The sequence below is a fragment of the Stenotrophomonas sp. STEN013 genome (genome assembly GCF_056760355.1).
The window spans coordinates 92,696-108,827 of sequence record NZ_JBRREO010000004.1 but is presented as its reverse complement, the minus strand read 5'-3'; the positions used below and the strand labels follow the sequence as shown (position 1 = coordinate 108,827).

The 16,132-nt window shown below is 67.4% G+C and carries 16 protein-coding genes; 11 read left to right on the top strand and 5 right to left on the bottom strand.

Features of this window, described 5'->3' with window-relative positions; all coding sequences use genetic code 11:
* Window positions 1-19: 19 nt before the first annotated feature.
* Window positions 20-820, bottom strand: a complete 801-nt coding sequence (locus ACVOMH_RS10270; protein ID WP_481551890.1) for an ABC transporter permease — start codon at window positions 818-820, stop codon at window positions 20-22.
* Window positions 817-1,767, bottom strand: coding sequence for an ABC transporter ATP-binding protein (locus tag ACVOMH_RS10265; RefSeq protein ID WP_481551889.1), 951 nt, complete (start codon window positions 1,765-1,767; stop codon window positions 817-819). Before ACVOMH_RS10265 ends, ACVOMH_RS10270 begins: the two co-directional genes overlap by 4 nt.
* A gap of 138 nt (window positions 1,768-1,905) precedes the next feature.
* On the opposite strand from ACVOMH_RS10265, the gene ACVOMH_RS10260 reads away from it, so the two are divergent.
* The 6 genes from ACVOMH_RS10260 to ACVOMH_RS10235 all read left to right on the top strand — a co-directional run bounded on the left by ACVOMH_RS10260 (window position 1,906) and on the right by ACVOMH_RS10235 (window position 7,248).
* A complete protein-coding gene (locus ACVOMH_RS10260) occupies window positions 1,906-2,616 on the top strand; it encodes an FAD-binding oxidoreductase (protein ID WP_481552028.1) in 711 nt (236 codons plus the stop codon).
* Between the two features lie 265 nt (window positions 2,617-2,881).
* A complete protein-coding gene (locus ACVOMH_RS10255) occupies window positions 2,882-3,460 on the top strand; it encodes a hypothetical protein (protein WP_481551888.1) in 579 nt (192 codons plus the stop codon).
* Between the two features lie 9 nt (window positions 3,461-3,469).
* Window positions 3,470-3,667 carry a helix-turn-helix transcriptional regulator gene (locus ACVOMH_RS10250; protein ID WP_054660986.1) on the top strand — a complete coding sequence of 66 codons (198 nt, stop codon included), beginning with the start codon at window positions 3,470-3,472 and terminating at the stop codon, window positions 3,665-3,667.
* A gap of 69 nt (window positions 3,668-3,736) precedes the next feature.
* On the top strand, window positions 3,737-5,272 hold the full coding sequence (locus ACVOMH_RS10245; RefSeq protein ID WP_481551887.1) for an alpha/beta hydrolase: 1,536 nt from the start codon (window positions 3,737-3,739) through the stop codon (window positions 5,270-5,272).
* A 30-nt stretch (window positions 5,273-5,302) separates the two neighbouring features.
* Window positions 5,303-6,058: an ABC transporter ATP-binding protein gene (locus ACVOMH_RS10240; protein ID WP_481551886.1), complete on the top strand. Its 756-nt coding sequence runs from the start codon at window positions 5,303-5,305 to the stop codon at window positions 6,056-6,058.
* Window positions 6,055-7,248: an ABC transporter permease gene (locus ACVOMH_RS10235; protein WP_481551885.1), complete on the top strand. Its 1,194-nt coding sequence runs from the start codon at window positions 6,055-6,057 to the stop codon at window positions 7,246-7,248. The genes ACVOMH_RS10240 and ACVOMH_RS10235 overlap by 4 nt, the downstream gene beginning before the upstream one ends.
* A gap of 66 nt (window positions 7,249-7,314) precedes the next feature.
* Here the strand turns inward: ACVOMH_RS10235 and ACVOMH_RS10230 are convergent, their stop codons facing one another.
* Both ACVOMH_RS10230 and ACVOMH_RS10225 read right to left on the bottom strand, forming a co-directional pair.
* Window positions 7,315-8,310 carry an energy transducer TonB gene (locus ACVOMH_RS10230; RefSeq protein WP_057505538.1) on the bottom strand — a complete coding sequence of 332 codons (996 nt, stop codon included), beginning with the start codon at window positions 8,308-8,310 and terminating at the stop codon, window positions 7,315-7,317.
* A gap of 191 nt (window positions 8,311-8,501) precedes the next feature.
* The gene (locus ACVOMH_RS10225; protein WP_054659647.1) at window positions 8,502-9,050 is read right to left on the bottom strand and encodes a TIGR00645 family protein; all 549 of its coding nucleotides are present in this window, start codon (window positions 9,048-9,050) and stop codon (window positions 8,502-8,504) included.
* A 110-nt stretch (window positions 9,051-9,160) separates the two neighbouring features.
* On the opposite strand from ACVOMH_RS10225, the gene ACVOMH_RS10220 reads away from it, so the two are divergent.
* The 3 genes from ACVOMH_RS10220 (at window position 9,161) to ACVOMH_RS10210 (ending at window position 14,229) form a co-directional block, all read left to right on the top strand.
* On the top strand, window positions 9,161-9,853 hold the full coding sequence (locus ACVOMH_RS10220) for a glutathione binding-like protein (protein WP_481551884.1): 693 nt from the start codon (window positions 9,161-9,163) through the stop codon (window positions 9,851-9,853).
* Window positions 9,854-9,925: 72 nt separating this feature from the next.
* Complete coding sequence (locus ACVOMH_RS10215; protein ID WP_481551883.1) at window positions 9,926-12,151, top strand: S9 family peptidase; 2,226 nt, start codon at window positions 9,926-9,928, stop codon at window positions 12,149-12,151.
* A gap of 275 nt (window positions 12,152-12,426) precedes the next feature.
* Entirely contained in the window at window positions 12,427-14,229 is a 1,803-nt protein-coding gene (locus ACVOMH_RS10210) for a DUF885 domain-containing protein (RefSeq protein ID WP_481551882.1), read from the top strand.
* Between the two features lie 46 nt (window positions 14,230-14,275).
* On the opposite strand, the gene ACVOMH_RS10205 is transcribed toward ACVOMH_RS10210, so the two are convergent.
* The gene (locus ACVOMH_RS10205; RefSeq protein ID WP_481522515.1) at window positions 14,276-14,698 is read right to left on the bottom strand and encodes a hypothetical protein; all 423 of its coding nucleotides are present in this window, start codon (window positions 14,696-14,698) and stop codon (window positions 14,276-14,278) included.
* A gap of 153 nt (window positions 14,699-14,851) precedes the next feature.
* Between ACVOMH_RS10205 and ACVOMH_RS10200 the strand changes: the two genes are divergently transcribed.
* Entirely contained in the window at window positions 14,852-15,100 is a 249-nt protein-coding gene (locus ACVOMH_RS10200) for a hypothetical protein (RefSeq protein ID WP_057505534.1), read from the top strand.
* Window positions 15,101-15,189: 89 nt separating this feature from the next.
* A complete protein-coding gene (locus ACVOMH_RS10195; protein WP_481522516.1) occupies window positions 15,190-16,104 on the top strand; it encodes a bestrophin family protein in 915 nt (304 codons plus the stop codon).
* The last annotated feature ends 28 nt before the right edge of the window (window positions 16,105-16,132 follow it).

Below are 16,132 nucleotides of genomic sequence, written 5' to 3'. Positions count from 1 at the left end.
CCTTGCGGCGCCCCCGGGTTCAACTGCGCAGGCCGACGCCGCGCTTGAGCAGCCACAGCGCCAGCGCGCCGAGCGCGGCGACGAAGCCGAGCATCAGCGCGTACGACACCCACAGCGGCACGTCGCTGCTGCCCAGCAGGCCGTAGCGGAAGGCGTTGACCATGTAGAAGATCGGGTTGGCATGGGTCAGCGTCTGCGCCCAGCCCGGCAGCAGGGTGATCGAATAGAACACGCCGCCCAGGTAGGTCAGCGGGGTCAGGATGAAGGTCGGCACGATCGCCACGTCGTCGAACTTCTTGGCATAGACCGCGTTGATGAAGCCGGCCAGCGAGAAGATCGTCGCGCCCAGCAGCACCGTGCTCAGCGTCACCAGCGGATGCGGGATGCGCACCGGGGTGAAGAACATCGCGATCAGCAGCACGATCACGCCGACCATCAGCCCGCGCAGCACCGCGCCGGCCACATAGCCGCCGAGGATCACCCAGTTCGGCATCGGGCTGACCAGCAGCTCCTCGATATGGCGGCCGAACTTGGCGCCGAAGAACGAGGAGGAGATGTTGCCGTAGCTGTTCTGGATCACGCTCATCATCACCAGCCCCGGCACGATGAACTGCATGTAGCTGTAGCCGCCCATGTCGCCGATCTTCGAGCCGATCAGGCCGCCGAAGATCAGGAAGTACAGGGTCATGGTGATCGCCGGCGGCACCAGGGTCTGGCCCCAGATGCGCAGGATGCGGTTGATCTCGCGGCGCACGATGGTGCCCAGTGCCACCCAGTTGCGCGCGCCGGTGGTGGCGGTGTCGTTGACGGCGGTGCTCATGCGGAGGTCTCCAGGTTGCCGGTCAGGCGCACGAACAGCTCTTCCAGGCGGTTGCTCTTGGTGCGCATCGAGCGCACGCGGATGCCGGCGCTGTTGAGCGCGGCGAACACGCGGTTGAGGTCCATCGCGCGCGGCATGTCCATGTCCAGGGTGTGTGCATCGGTGGCGACCAGCGTGGCGCCTTCGATCTGCGGCAGCTGCGCGGGCAGCTCACCGTCGATGTCGAAGATGAAGCCTTCCACGTCGAGTTTGGCCAGCAGGTCGCGCATCGGCCCCTGCTCGACGATCCGGCCGTGGTTGATGATGGCCAGGTTGCGGCACAGCTGCTCGGCTTCTTCCAGGTAATGGGTGGTCAGGATGATGGTGGTGCCGGCGGCATTGATCTCCTGCAGCGTCTTCCACATGTCGCGGCGGATCTCGATATCCACCCCGGCGGTGGGTTCGTCCAGGATCAGCAGGCGCGGGCGGGTCATCATCGCGCGGGCGATCATCAGCCGCCGTTTCATGCCGCCGGACAGCGTGCGGCTCATCATCTGCGCCTTGTTCCACAGGTGGGCGCGCCTGAGCTCCTCTTCGGCGCGCACCTCCGCTTCGGCACGTGGAATGCCGTAGAAGCCGGCGTAGTTGACCAGGATGTCGAAGGGCTTCTCGAACAGGTTGAAGTTGATTTCCTGCGGCACCAGCCCGAGCAGGCGCATCGTCGCGCTGCGATTGCTGACCAGATCGGTGCCGAACACTTCGACCTGGCCTTCGCTGAGGTTCACCAGCGAGGAGACGATGCCGATCAGGGTCGACTTGCCGGCGCCGTTGGGGCCGAGCAGGGCGAAGAAATCACCGGGCGCCACTTCCAGCGACACGCCCTTGAGCGCCTGCACGCCGTTGTCGTAGGTCTTGCGGAGGTCGGTCACGCGCAACGCGGGCGCGACGGGGGAGGTTCGGGGGTCCAAGCTTCGGCCTTTGCGCCCGGGTAAAGGCGCCGGATAAGAGCAAGCCGGTATTATAGAAGCCCCTGCGGCGTCAGCCCGGCTACACACTGTTCCCTCCCCGTGCCTGTCCAATTCCCCCTCAAGCTGGTCGGCCGGCGCATGCTCGCGCCGACGGTCGGTCATTACCAGTTCGTCCGCGATGACGGTCAGCCGCTGGATTTCTCGCCCGGCCAGTTCATCCAGATCCACTTCGCCTATGCCGACGGCACCGCCACCAAGCGCAGCTATTCGCTGGCGACCATCCATGACCATGCGATGGGCCCGGGCGAGGCGGTGGAGATCGCAGTCAGCTTCGTGCCCGGCGGCGCGGCCACCGCGCTGTTCGAAGGGCTGGAGATCGGCGGGCATCTCAGTGCCAGCGGTCCGTTCGGGCGCTTCTGCCTGCAGCCGGGCGACCACAATGCCCGCTATGTGCTGATTGCCACCGGCACCGGCGTCACGCCCTACCGCTCGATGCTGCCGCAGCTGCGCCAGGCCATCGTCGAACGCGGGGTGGAAGTGGTGCTGCTGCAAGGCGCCCGCACCCCGGCCGAGCTGCTGTACAGCGAGGATTTCAGCGCCTTCGCCGAAGCCACGCCGGGTTTCCGCTATATGCCGTGCCTGTCGCGCGTGCTGCCGGCTGATCCGCATGCGGACGTGCGCCGCGGTTATGTGCAGCAGCAACTGGCGGAAGTCGCGCCGGATCCGGCGCGTGATATCGCCTACCTGTGCGGCAACCCGGACATGGTCGATGCCTGCGCCGAGGCGTTGAAGGCCGCCGGTCTGGGCAATCCGCAGATCCGCCGCGAGAAGTACGTCAGCAGCAAGTAAGCCGGCCCGGCTGCGGGCAGCGGCGCCACGCGGAATCGCGCCGGCACGGTTCCACCTGTAAAGACTCCTTGACAGCGGGGCGGTGCCGCCCCTATCGTCTGTCAAGCGTCCTTTACAGGGTGGTTGATATGCAGTCCCCTAGGCATTCCCGCACCGCTGTTGTGAACACCGCCCGCGCCTTGGCCGCGCGCGTCCCCTCGCCGGGCCTTGGCGGGAGCGCGACCGCTGTGTCGATTTTCCGCCCGCGCTGCCGGACGCTGCGCTGATGGCCCTGACCGCCACGCGCTGGCTGCTTGCCGCGGTCATGGCCGCGCTCGCCAGTGGCGCGCTCCTCAAGGGCATGCCGCACGCTCCCGGTCCGATGCTCGCTGGCATTTTCGCCGGCCTGGCCATCGGCCTGCTGTTTGCCGTGGTGCTGCGCCGGCTGCTTCCCGATGCCTGCGATACCGCACCGCCGGTGCTGCGCAAGCGCTATACCCGCGAAATGATGGTCGCCCTGGGCGGCTACGTGGTGCTGTTGTTCAGCTCGATCTGGCTGCTCAAACACGTGGACAGCACTGGCCTGCGGGCGCTGGTCGCCCTGTTGCCGGTGCCGCCGATCGCACTGATGCTGCGTGCGATGATCCGCTACATCCGCGATGCCGACGAGCTGCAGCAGCGTATCGAACTGCAGGCGGTCAGTTTCGCCACCGCGCTGGTCTCGTTGCTGTATCTGGGCGGCGGCCTGCTGCAGGTGGCGCGGGTGGTGGATGTGCCGGCCGGTGCGGCGATGATCTGGGTGTTCCCGCTGCTGTGCCTGGGCTATGGCCTGGTCAAGGCCGTGGTCGCCCGACGCTACCGCTGAAGCACCGGTATGGACAACCGCCTGCGCGAACTGCGTGATGCCTGCGGCTGGTCGCAAGGCGAACTGGCCGAACGGCTGGCCGTTTCCCGGCAGACGGTCAATGCGCTGGAGACCGGCAAGTACGATCCCAGCCTGCCGCTGGCCTTCCGCATCGCACGACTGTTCGATCGCAGGATCGAGGAAATCTTCTTTCCCGACGTCACATAGCTGCCGCGACCGCGTCTGGATGCAGGCAGATCCGTTTGTTTCCTTCAACCGTGAGGGGCTGTTCCGATGATGTCCCGCAAGACCCAAACCATCCTCGCCTTGGCCGTCGTCGCCGGCCTTGTCGGTTACCGCATCACGCGGCCGGCGGCGGAGTCGCAAGCGCCGGCCACCGGCGAGCCGGCCGTGGCAACGCCAGCCACGCCGGCCAAGCCGCTGACCCTGGGCAGCCTGGAATTCACTCCCTGCAGCTTGAGCTCGCCGCTCAGCCGCAACAGCCTGGAAGCGCATTGCACCACCTTCCAGGTCCCCGAGGACCGGGCCAATCCGCAGGGGCGCAAGATCGCCCTGAACATCGCCTGGCTGGCACCGGAGAAGCAGACCGACCTGCAGCCGGATCCGGTGTTCTTCCTGGCCGGCGGTCCGGGCCAGGCGGCGGTGGCCACCTACCCGCAGGTGGATACGGCGTTTGCCGAGGTGCGCAAGCACCGTAACGTGATTCTGGTGGACCAGCGCGGCACCGGAAAATCCAACCTGCTGGCCTGTGATACGCCGGAAAGCGAGGACATCTCGCCTGCGGCCATGCAGGCCGAGGCGGGAAAATGTGCGGCCAAACTGGCGGGGAAAGCCGATCTGCGCTTCTACACCACCACCGATGCGGTGGCGGATCTGGACGCGGTGCGCGCGGCCATTGGCGCGGAGAAGATCAACCTGGTCGGCGTCAGCTACGGCACCCGCGTGGCCCAGCAGTACGCCATGCGCCATCCGCAGGCCACCCGCAGCATCGTGCTCGATTCGGTGGTGCCCAATACCCAGCAGCTGGGCAACATCTTCGCGCGCAACCTGGATGATGCGCTGGCGCTGCAGTTCGCCCAGTGCACGCAGACACCCTCGTGCAAAGACAAGCTCGGTGACCCGCGTGCGGAACTGGATGCGCTGCTGGCCCGGCTGCGCGCGCAGCCGGTGACGGTACGCTACCGCGACGCGAGCAGTGGCGAGGAGCGCGAGGACGTGCTGCGCGCCGAGACCGTGGCCGGTCTGGTGCGCATGTATGCCTACATGCCGGCGGCCGCAGCGCTGCTGCCCAAGCTGATCCACGAAGCCGGCGCCGGCCGCTATGAAAACCTGATGGCGCTGGCGCAGATGATGCAGGGCGACATGAAGGACAGCATGGCCATGGGCATGCAGCTGTCGGTGGTGTGCAGCGAGGACGGCGAGAGCATGGTCGCCAACCAGGCCGATGAAGGCACCGTGCTGGGCAACCAGATGCCGCAGGCCATGGCGGCGATGTGCGCGGCCTGGCCCAAGGGCGCCGCGCCGGCGGACTTCCACCAGCCCCTGGCCGGCAACGTGCCGGCGCTGGTGCTGGAAGGCGAGTTCGATCCGGTCACGCCGCCGCGCTATGGCGAGGAGGTGGTCAAGACCCTGCCCAACGGCCGTCTTTTCGTGCTGCGCGGGCAAGGCCACAACGTCATCGGTGCCGGCTGCATGCCCAAGCTGTTCGCCCAGTTCGTTGAAAAGGCCGATGCCAAGACGCTCGATGGCGCCTGCCTGGAGAAACTCGACTACGTGCCGCCGTTCACCAGCTTCAATGGCTGGGAACCGTGACCTCACCGCATTCCTGAGGAATCCGCTTCCATGATCGTTGCAGAACGACTTCGCAAGACCTTCCCCGGCAAGGGCAAGGACAAAGCCCCGGTGATCGCCGTGGACGAAGTGGGCTTCACCGCCCATGACGGCCAGATCACCGGCCTGCTCGGCCCCAATGGCGCCGGCAAGACCACCACGCTGCGTATGCTCTACACGCTGATGACGCCGGAGACCGGCCGCGTGCTGGTCGATGGCATCGATGCCGCTGTCGACCCCAACGCGGTACGCCGCAGCCTGGGCGTGTTGCCCGATGCGCGCGGCGTCTACAAGCGGCTGACCGCGCGCGAGAACATCGACTACTTCGGTCAGCTGCACGGCATGAGCCCGGCGGCCATCGCCGCACGCACCGAGCGCCTGGCCCAGGCGTTGCAGATGGAGGATTTCCTGGATCGCGCCACCGAAGGCTTCAGCCAGGGCCAGCGCACCAAGACCGCGATCGCCCGCGCGCTGATCCATGATCCGCGCAACGTCATCCTCGACGAGCCGACCAACGGCCTGGACGTGATGACCACCCGCGGGCTGCGCGGCTTCCTCAAGGAGCTGCGCGCCGAAGGCCGCTGCGTGATCTTTTCCAGCCACATCATGCAGGAGGTGGCCGCGTTGTGTGACCGCATCGTGATCGTGGCGCAGGGCCGGGTGGTGGCGCAGGGCACGCCGGAGGAACTGCGCGCGCAGGCCGGCGAGGCCAATCTGGAAGATGCGTTCGTCAAACTGATCGGCAGCGAGGAGGGTCTGCACGCATGAACCGGACTGGATATTTCCGCAGCATGTTCGCGGTGATGCGCAAGGAGCTGCGCGACTTCGCCCGCGACCGCCGCACCTTCCTGCTGACCCTGCTGACCGCCCCGCTGCTCTATCCGCTGCTGTTCCTGGGCATGGGCAAACTGGCCAGCCTGCGTGCCGAGACGCAGCTGGAGAAAGACATGACCGTGCCGGTGGTGGGCATCGCGCGGGCACCGAACCTGGTGGCGTTCCTGGCCAGCCGCGGCATCACTGCCACCGAGGCACCGGAGGACATCGAGCAGCGCATCCGTTCCCAGCGCGAGGATCTGGCGCTGGTGATCGATCCGGACTTCGCCGCCGATTGGCAGGCCGGCAAACCGGCCAAGGTCGAGATCGTGGCCGATACCACCCGCCGCACCAGCGAGGTGCAGGTGGCACGGGTGCGCGCCACGCTGGGCGAATACGGCCAATCGGTGGCCTCGCTGCGGCTGCTGGCGCGCGGGATCAGCCCGATGGTCGCCGCGCCGGTGAATGTCGGCACCCGCGACCTCGCCACGGCCGAAGCCAAGCGCGGCATCTTCCTGTCCTTCATCCTGCCGTTGATGCTGATGCTGACCGCCTTCGTCGGTGGCTCGCATCTGGCGATGGACACCACCGCCGGTGAACGCGAGCGGCAGTCGCTGGAGCCGTTGCTGGCCACCCCGGTCGCGCGCGGGGCGCTGGTCAGCGGCAAGATGCTGGCCGCGGTGGTGATCGGGCTGGCCTCGATGCTGCTGATCCTGCTGTCCTTCAAGCTCAGTGCGAGCCTTGGCACCGGGATCGCGCGCTCGCTGGACGTGAGCTTCGCGGCGATGGGCAAGCTGCTGGTGATCCTGCTGCCGCTGGTGCTGATCGGCACCGCGCTGCTGACCTGCCTGGCCGCCAGCGCCAAGAGCATGAAAGAGGCACAGAGCCACATGGTGTGGCTGATGCTGCTGCCGATGCTGCCCGGTTACGCGCTGATGGCCTATCCGCTCAAGGACACCCAGCTGTGGCAGTACGCGGTGCCATTCCTGTCGCAGAACCAGATGCTGGTGAAGGTGACGCGTGGCGAGATGCCGACCGCAGCGCAGTGGGGCGTGTATCTGGCGGCCTCGGTGCTGCTGGCGGTGCTGCTGTGGGCGGTGGCGGTATGGCGCTACCGGCAGGAGCGGCTGGCGATTTCCGGCTAAGCCGGGAGCACGGCAGACAAAAAGGCCCGGAGCGATCCGGGCCTTTTTGTTGCCATGACGGCGGACTTACTGGTTCGGTGTGAAGGCCAGCGTGCGGCGGGTGGTGGTCGGGCTGGCGATCGGCTCGAACTTCCAGCGGCGCACCGCGTTGAGGGCTTCGCGGTCGAACACGCGCGGCGGGTTGGAACGCAGCACGCGGGCGTCGGTGACCGAGCCGTCGGTGCCGACGGAGATTTCCACCAGCACTTCGCCAGAGGTACCCGAGCGCAGCGCGTCGGCCGGATAGCGGGGTGCCGGCGTGCTGACCGCGCGCAATGCCGCCGCAGCGGGTTTGGGCGCCGTCGGAGCGGGCGTGGCGGTGCGCTGTTCGGCCTCACGGCGGGCCGCAGCCTGGCGCTCGGCTTCCTGGCGCGCACTTTCGGCACGCGCCGCTTCCTGCCGCGCGGCCTCCTGTCTGGCCGCCAGCTGCTGGGCCGCGCTGGCCTCGGCGGCCTGCTGCTGGGCCAGGCGCTGCTGTTCGACCAGCTGCTTGGCGCGGGTTTCGGCTTCACGCTTGACCTTGTCGGTCTCCTCCTGGGTGCGTTTGACCGCCACCTGCATGCCGGAGGTGATGCCCTGCTTCAGGCGCGGCAGCGCCGGGGCGCCGGCGTCGACCTTCTCGATCAGGGCCACCAGCCGCTGCGCTTCGGCGAAGTCCTCGCGGGCCAGGCTCTGCTCGGCGGCGATCAGGGTGTAGGGCTGCAGATCGGTCAACGCGCTCTTGACCGCGGCATCGTCGGGCAGCTTGTCGCGCAGGGCCAGGTAGTACTCCATCGCGTTGTCGCCGGCCGGGGCGTACATGCGGTTCTCGCGCAAGGCGGCACTGGCCGAATCGCGCAGCTGCTCGGTATCCATTGATTGCACCTTGGCCGAGACGGCCGGTGCCGGTGCAGCGGCGGGCGCCGCTGCCGGTGTGACCGGTGCAGGCGTGGTTTCTTCCTTGCCCGAGCAGGCCACCAGAGCGGCCACCAGCAAGCTGGGCGCGAGCAGGCGCGCTTTGCCATGGATCGTGACGTACGACATCAGACTTCCCCTTGAATCGACGAACGCGAAAGTGATTGCCCGGACCGGGTGACTGCACGGCGTTTCCCGACGCCGGCGATCTGGAGCAAAGGGCGAATCTAGCATTGCCACCCCTGCCTGCACGAGGCGGGGATGCTGATGGTGTGAAAGAGAGACGCCCGTCACAATGTGACGGGCGTCGGGAGTGTAGTTCAGTGGCTGGCGCTTTTCGACGAGCCGTTGTGCATCAGCTTGTCGGTCCAGGCGATGCCGATGGCCGAGAGGATGAACACGCAGTGGATGATGGTCTGCCACAGCACCCCGGCTTCGGTGTACTTGCTGCCTTCGGCGCCCAGGTTGCCAATCTCGATGAAGGTCTTGAGCAGGTGGATCGAGGAGATGCCGATGATCGACAGCGCCAGTTTGACCTTCAGCACCGAGGCGTTGACGTGGCTCAGCCACTCGGGCTGGTCCGGATGGCCCTGCAGGCGCAGGCGCGAGACGAAGGTCTCATAGCCGCCGACGATCACCATCACCAGCAGGTTGGAGATCATCACCACATCGATCAGGCCCAGCACCGCCAGCATGATCAGCTGCTCGCTCATTTCCGTGGCCGAGTGGATCAGGTGCCACAGCTCCTTGCCGAACAGGAACACGTAGACGCCCTGGGCCAGGATCAGCCCCAGGTACAGCGGCAGCTGCAGCCAGCGCGAGGCGAAGATCAGGGAGGGAAGCGGGCTCAGCGGCTTGAATTCGGACATCGGTCAGGGAATGCTGCGTTGCGGAAAGCAGGCAGATTAACGGCACGGCCGTAACGCTGCCAAGCACGCCGTTGCCTACACTGGGGGCTGCCTTTCCTGGAGCCGTACGCATGATCGACCTCTATTACTGGCCCACCCCCAATGGCCACAAGATCACCCTGCTGCTGGAGGAGACCGGGCTGGAGTACCGCATCGTCCCGGTCAATATCGGCAAGGGCGACCAGTTTTTGCCGGAATTCCTTGCCATTTCGCCGAACAACAAGATGCCGGCCATCGTCGACCACGCCCCGGCCGATGGCGGCGCGCCGGTGAGCGTGTTCGAATCCGGCGCGATCCTGCTGTACCTGGCCGAGAAGACCGGCCGTTTCCTGCCGACCGACCTGCGCGGGCGCGCCGCCACCCTGGAGTGGCTGTTCTGGCAGATGGGCGGGCTGGGGCCGATGAGCGGGCAGATGGGCCATTTCAACGTGTATGCCGCCGAGCGCATTCCCTATGCGATCGAGCGCTACGACAGCGAGGTGCGGCGCCTGCACCGGGTGATGGACAAGCGCCTGGCACAGTCGGCCTACCTAGCCGGTGAGGAGTACGGCATCGCCGACATGGCCTGCTACCCGTGGATCGGCGCCTACGACAAGCTGCCGGTGGATTTTGACGCCTTTCCCTATCTGCAGCGCTGGCACCAGGCCATTGCCGCCCGGCCGGCCACGCAGCGGGCGTATGCGCTTGGGCCGACGGTCAACCCGCAGGCCGGGCAGCCGCTGAGCGAGGAAGAACGCCAGCAGCTGTTCGGCCGGCGCGACTGACTCACGGCAGGGGCAAGGACGCAGGGGCTCGGCTAGGATGGCCCGATCCGTGCTGTCGCCGACAGGAATTCCATGCGTCCCTTGTTTCTTGCCCTTGCCATGATTTTCGCCACTCCCGCCGTCCACGCCGAAAAGCTGACCCTCGAAGCCATCACCGGCAACGCGCCGCTGTCCGGTCCGACGCTGATGAAGCCCAAGGTGGCGCCGGATGGCTCGCGGGTGACCTTCCTGCGCGGCAAGGACAGCGACCGCAACCAGCTGGACCTGTGGGAATACGACATCGCCAGCGGCCAGACCCGGCTGCTGGTGGACTCCAAGGTGGTGCTGCCCGGCACCGAGACCCTGAGCGACGCGGAGAAGGCGCGCCGCGAACGCCAGCGCATCGCCGCGCTGACCGGCATCGTCGATTACCAGTGGTCGCCCGATGCCAGGACGTTGCTGTTCCCGCTCGGCGGCGAGCTCTACCTGTACGACCTGGGCAAGCAGGGCCGCGAGGCGGTGCGCCAGCTCACCCACGGCGAAGGCTTCAGCACCGACGCCAAGCTCTCGCCCAAGGGCGGCTTTGTCAGCTTCGTGCGCGAGCGCAACCTGTGGGTGATCGATCTGGCCAGCGGCAGGCAGCTGCAGCTGACCCGCGACGGCAGCGCCACCATCGGCAACGGCGTGGCCGAGTTCGTCGCCGACGAGGAAATGGACCGCCACACCGGTTACTGGTGGGCGCCGGATGACTCGGCCATCGCCTTCGCCCGCATCGACGAATCGCCGGTGCCGGTGCAGAAGCGCTATGAGATGTATGCCGACCGCGTGGAGATGATCGAGCAGCGCTATCCGGCCGCCGGCGATCCGAACGTGCGGGTCGCGCTGGGCGTGATCGCGCCGCGCGCCGATGCGGCGGTCAACTGGGTGGACCTGGGCAAGCAGACCGATATCTACCTGACCCGCGTGAACTGGCGCGATCCGCAGCACCTCACCTTCCAGCGCCAGAGCCGTGACCAGAAGACGCTGGAGCTGATCGAGGCCAACCTGGCCGATGGCCGGCAGCGCACGCTGGCCACCGAGACCGGCACCACCTGGGTGCCGCTGCACAACAGCCTGCGCTTCCTCAAGGACGGCCGCTTTGTGTGGTCCTCCGAGCGCAGCGGCTTCCAGCACCTGTACCTGGCCAGCGCCGATGGCAAGCAGATGGCCGCGCTGACCTCGGGCAACTGGCCGGTCGACGAGCTGCTGGCCGTGGACGAGGACGCCGGCACCGTGTATTTCCGCGCCGGTGTGGAATCGCCGCTGCGCAGCGAGATCTACGCCGTGCCGCTGGCCGGCGGCAGCCCGAAGAAGCTCTCGCGCAGCCCCGGCATGCACAGCGCCGCGTTCGCCCACAACGCCAGCGTCTATGTGGACAGCTGGTCCAACCACACCACGCCGCCGCAGATCGAGCTGTTCCGCGCCAATGGCGAGAAGATCGCCACGCTGCTGGACAACAACCTGGCGGACCCGAAGCACCCGTACGCGAAGTACCGCGACGCGCAGCGCCCGGTCGAGTACGGCACGCTGACGGCCGCCGACGGCAAGACCGTGCTGCATTACAGCCTGATCAAGCCCGAGGGCTTCGACCCGGCGAAGAAGTACCCGGTGGCCGTGTATGTCTACGGCGGCCCGGCCTCGCAGACGGTGACCGACAGCTGGCCGGGCCGTGGCGACCACCTGTTCAACCAGTACCTGGCCCAGCGCGGCTATGTGGTGTTCTCGCTGGACAACCGCGGCACGCCGCGCCGCGGCCGTGACTTCGGCGGTGCGCTGTACGGCGTGCAGGGCACGGTGGAAGTGGCCGACCAGCTCAAGGGCGTGCAGTGGCTGAAGGCGCAGCCGTGGGTGGACGGTGCGCGCATCGGCGTGCAGGGCTGGTCCAACGGCGGCTACATGACCTTGATGCTGCTTGCCAAGGCCTCGGACCAGTACGCCTGCGGCGTGGCCGGTGCACCGGTCACCGACTGGGGCCTGTACGACACCCACTACACCGAGCGCTACATGAACCTGCCGGCGGCCAATGTCGATGGCTACCGCGAGGCGCGCGTGCTCACCCATATCGACGGACTGACCTCGCCGCTGCTGCTGATCCACGGCATGGCCGATGACAACGTGCTGTTCTCCAATTCCACCAGCCTGATGAGCGCATTGCAGAAACGTGGCCAGCCGTTCGAGCTGATGACCTATCCGGGTGCCAAGCACGGCCTGTCGGGCATGGATGCACTGCACCGCTACCGCGTCGCCGAAAACTTCCTTGGGCGCTGCCTGAAGCCCTGAGCGGCGTTGCTGGAGTGGTTTGTGGGGAAGGGGCTGCAAGCCAAAGCGGAATGCCCCCTTCCCTTGTCCCCGGCAAGGGGAGGGAGCTGTTTGCGGCGGTTTGTCGGACCGCCGCGCAGCCGCGGGTCTCGCCCGTTGGCCGCAGGCCAGGGGAGGTCCAGGAAGGGATGAGCGTTGCCCCCGTTGCTGCCACTCCCGCGAACAGCCCCCACTTCCTACCCTTGCCGCCCCGGTAGCGACTGCGTACGGTCAGCCCATTCCTCACGGAGCTGTCCATGAAGCCTCTCGTCCTCGCCGTCGCGCTCGCCCTTGCCGCCCCGCTGCCGCTCACCGCAAGCGCCGCCGCACCCGCAACGACCACGACCACGACCACGCCCGCCGTCCCGGCCTGGGTTGCGCGCAGCAACGAGCTGGCGCAGATCCTGCTTGCCGCGCAGGCGCCGTTCCAGCCGGAGATGACCAGCTTCTTCGGCGTGCCCGGTTATGACGACAAGGTGGTCGATCTGGGGCCGGACAACGCCGCGCGCTACCGCGCCGCCATGAACCAGGCGCGCGACCAGCTGCGCGAGAAGCTGCAGGTCGAGCGCGATCCCAATCTGCGCCAGGACCTGCAGATCATGATCGACGCGGCCGGACGCAACATCGAAGGCAGCGCGCTCGACGAGCAGCATCTGATGCCGTGGGTGGATGTGCCGCAGACCGTGTTCGGCGGCCTCAACAACCTGCTCTCCGACCAGGTGCCCGAAGCGCGCCGGGCCAAGGCACTGGACCGGCTCAACGCCTACCTCGGCAGGGCCCCGGGCACGCAGCCGCTGGCCACCCTGGCGCGCCAGCGCTACGCCGAAAAGAGCGGCACGCCCAACCTGCTGCAGCCGACCCGGATCGAAGTCGAGCAGGCGCTGGCCAATGTCGACACCTACATCGCCGGCATCGGCCAGCTGTTTGCCAAGTACAAGATCGACGGCGCCGATGCCTCGCTGGCCGAGCTGGCCACGCAGATGAAGGACTACATCGCCTGGACGCAGCAGGACGTGCTGCCCCAGGCCCGCACCGATACCCGTCTGCCGGCCGAGCTGTACGCGTTCCAGCTCAAGCGGGTGGGGGTGGATATCGACCCGGCGCTGCTGATGCAGCGTGCCCAGCTCGAGTACATGGAAACCCGCGCGATGATGCGCCAGCTGGCACCGCTGGTGGTGCAGGCCAAGGGTTTGAAGGTTGCCGACAACACCGACTACGTGGCGGTGATCCGCGCGCTGAAGCAGGACACCATCGGCAACGACCAGCTCGAGTCGCACTACCGCGGCGTGATCGATGCGATCGATCCGATCATCCACAAGCAGGGCATCGTCGATGTGCCGCAGCGTCCGCTGCAGATGCGCCTGGGCAGCGCCGCCGAAAGCGCCGCCTCGCCTGCCCCGCACTACCTGCCGCCGCCGCTGGTGGGCAACACCGGCCAGCAGGGCACGTTCGTGCTGCCGCTGGGCAACCCCGCCTCGGGTGACAAGGCCCGGTACGACGACTTCAACTTCGGCGCGGCGGCGTGGACGCTGAGCGCGCACGAAGGCCGCCCCGGCCACGACCTGCAGTTCGCGGCCATGGTCGAGCGCGGCATCTCGCTGGCGCGCACGATGTTCGCCTTCAATTCGGTCAACGTTGAGGGCTGGGCGCTGTATGCCGAGGCGGAGATGGTGCCGTTCGAGCCGCTGGAAGGGCAGATGATCGCGTTGCAGTTCCGCCTGCTGCGTGCGGCCCGGGCGATGCTCGATCCCGCACTCAATCTGGGCCAGACCGACCGCGAGCGGGCGCGCAAGCTGCTGGTGGAAGGCGTTGGGCTGTCCGAGGCGATGGCCACCCAGGAGCTGGACCGCTACACCGTGCGTGCGCCGGGCCAGGCCTGCAGCTATTTCTATGGCTACACCCGGATCATGGAACTGCGCATGCAGACCGAGCTGGCCCTGGGCGACAGGTTCGACCGCCTGGCATTCAACAATTTCCTGCTCGACCAGGGCCTGTTGCCGCCGGACCAGCTGGCCGCGGCGGTCAACGAGGTGTTCATTCCGGCGCAGCGCAAGCGGTAAAAATGCAGGGCGCCGCATGGCGCCCTTCGCTGTCCTGCCGCAGCCGTTACTTGCCCGCGCCCGGCGGTACCCAGATCGCCACCCCGGCCGCGCGTTTCTGCTCGGTCGGAATACCCACGCTCAGGCCCCCGCCGCTGTGCCGGCCAAAGCTGCCGGCCCCGACCGACATGCCGACCGGCGAACGTCCGCCGCCCACGCCCATCAGGATCACCCCGTTGGCGCCCAGCGCGGCCGCTTCGCGCTTGAGCCGGGCGACGGCGGCATCGGTCTGGCCTTGGGTGCCGAAGCCGACCGCGCTGGAGGCTTCCAGCTGGGCGATTTCCACCGAGCCCGGCGGCGGCGTGGAATAGATCTGCACGCTGGCCGGGTCCACCGGGGCGCGTGCCTGGCCGAGCATGACCTTGGAGGTGCTGGCGCAACCGCCGGTGGCCAAGACCAGGCCCAAAGCGATGACAAGCGGGAATTTCATGGTTTCACTCCCCGATGATCGTTGTTTGCGGATGATCCCCGCCAGTTGCTGAATCAGCCGCGAATTCCACAGGACCGGCGACTTTCCGCACAGGGGCGTTTTCGAGCCGGTTTACCGGCTATGGTGCAGGCTGCAACAAGCGGAGGAAACAACATGGGGCTGATCAGCCTGGTCTGGGGCATTGTGGCATTGCTGTGGATGGTGCTGGCGTTCATCCCGCTGCTGGGGTGGGGCAACTGGTTTCTGATTCCGTTCGCTGCGGTGGGCGCGGTCATCGCCGCGATCGGGCTGCTGTTCACCCATGCCAGCAAGCGGGGCCGGGCCAAGACCGGCCTGCTGCTCAATGGCATCGTGATCGTGGTCGGGGTGATCCGCCTGAGCATCGGCGGTGGGTTCATCTGAACCGGGAAGAGGGTGGCCCGGTCGGGGGCGGGCAGCGGGCGTAAAATGCCCGCGTTGACCGGGCCTTTGCCCGGCGTGATTGCTTTCCGATGATCATCCGCCCCCGTCCCACTGGCTGGCAGCTGCTGTACATCCTGCGCGGTTCCATCGTGCCGGCCATCGCGCCCAAGGTGCTGGCGATCGGTGTGCTGGCGGTGGCCGTGGCGGCGTTCGAGCGCTACTGGCACCCGTTTGGTCGCGACGGGGTCACGGTGGTGCCCTTCACCCTGCTGGGTCTGGTGCTGTCGATCTTTCTGAGCTTTCGCAACAGCGCCTGCCATGACCGATGGTGGGAAGGGCGCAAGCTGTGGGGCCAGCTGCTGATCGAGGCACGCAGTGTTGCCCGCGCGGCTGCGGCGCTGCTGCCCGGTGAGCCGGCGCTGCGCACGCGTGCGTCCCATCTGCTGATCGCTTTCGCCCACGCACTGGCCGCGCGCCTGCGCGCTGCCGATCAGGCGGCCGCGGCGGCGCCGTGGCTGGCCGACGATCAGAGGGTGGTGCTGCAGCGACGCAACATCCCCGACGCGGTGCTCGCGCAGTTGGCCGGCGAGCTGGCGGTACCGCTGCACGCAGGTCGGCTCGACCCTTACCTGTACGGCCAGTTCGAAGCGCGCCTGCAGGCCATGTCCTCGGTACAGGCCGGATGCGAGCGCATCGCCGGCACGCCCTTGCCGTTTGCCTACACCTTGCTGCTGCACCGCTGCGCGTGGCTGTTCTGCGTGCTGCTGCCGTTCGGCCTGGCCGGCGCGCTGGGCTGGGCCACGCCGCTGGTGTCGATGCTGCTGGCCTATGCCTTCTTCGGCCTGGACCAGCTCGGCGAGGAGCTGGAGGAGCCGTTCGGGCTGGAGCCCAATGACCTGCCGCTCGATGCGATGGTGCGTACCATCGAGATCGATGTGCTGGACGCGCTGGGCCGGCAGCCATTGCCTGAACCATTGCAGCCGCAGGGCTATGTCCTGCGCTGATCACCGTTTTTGAATCAAGGAGTAGTTC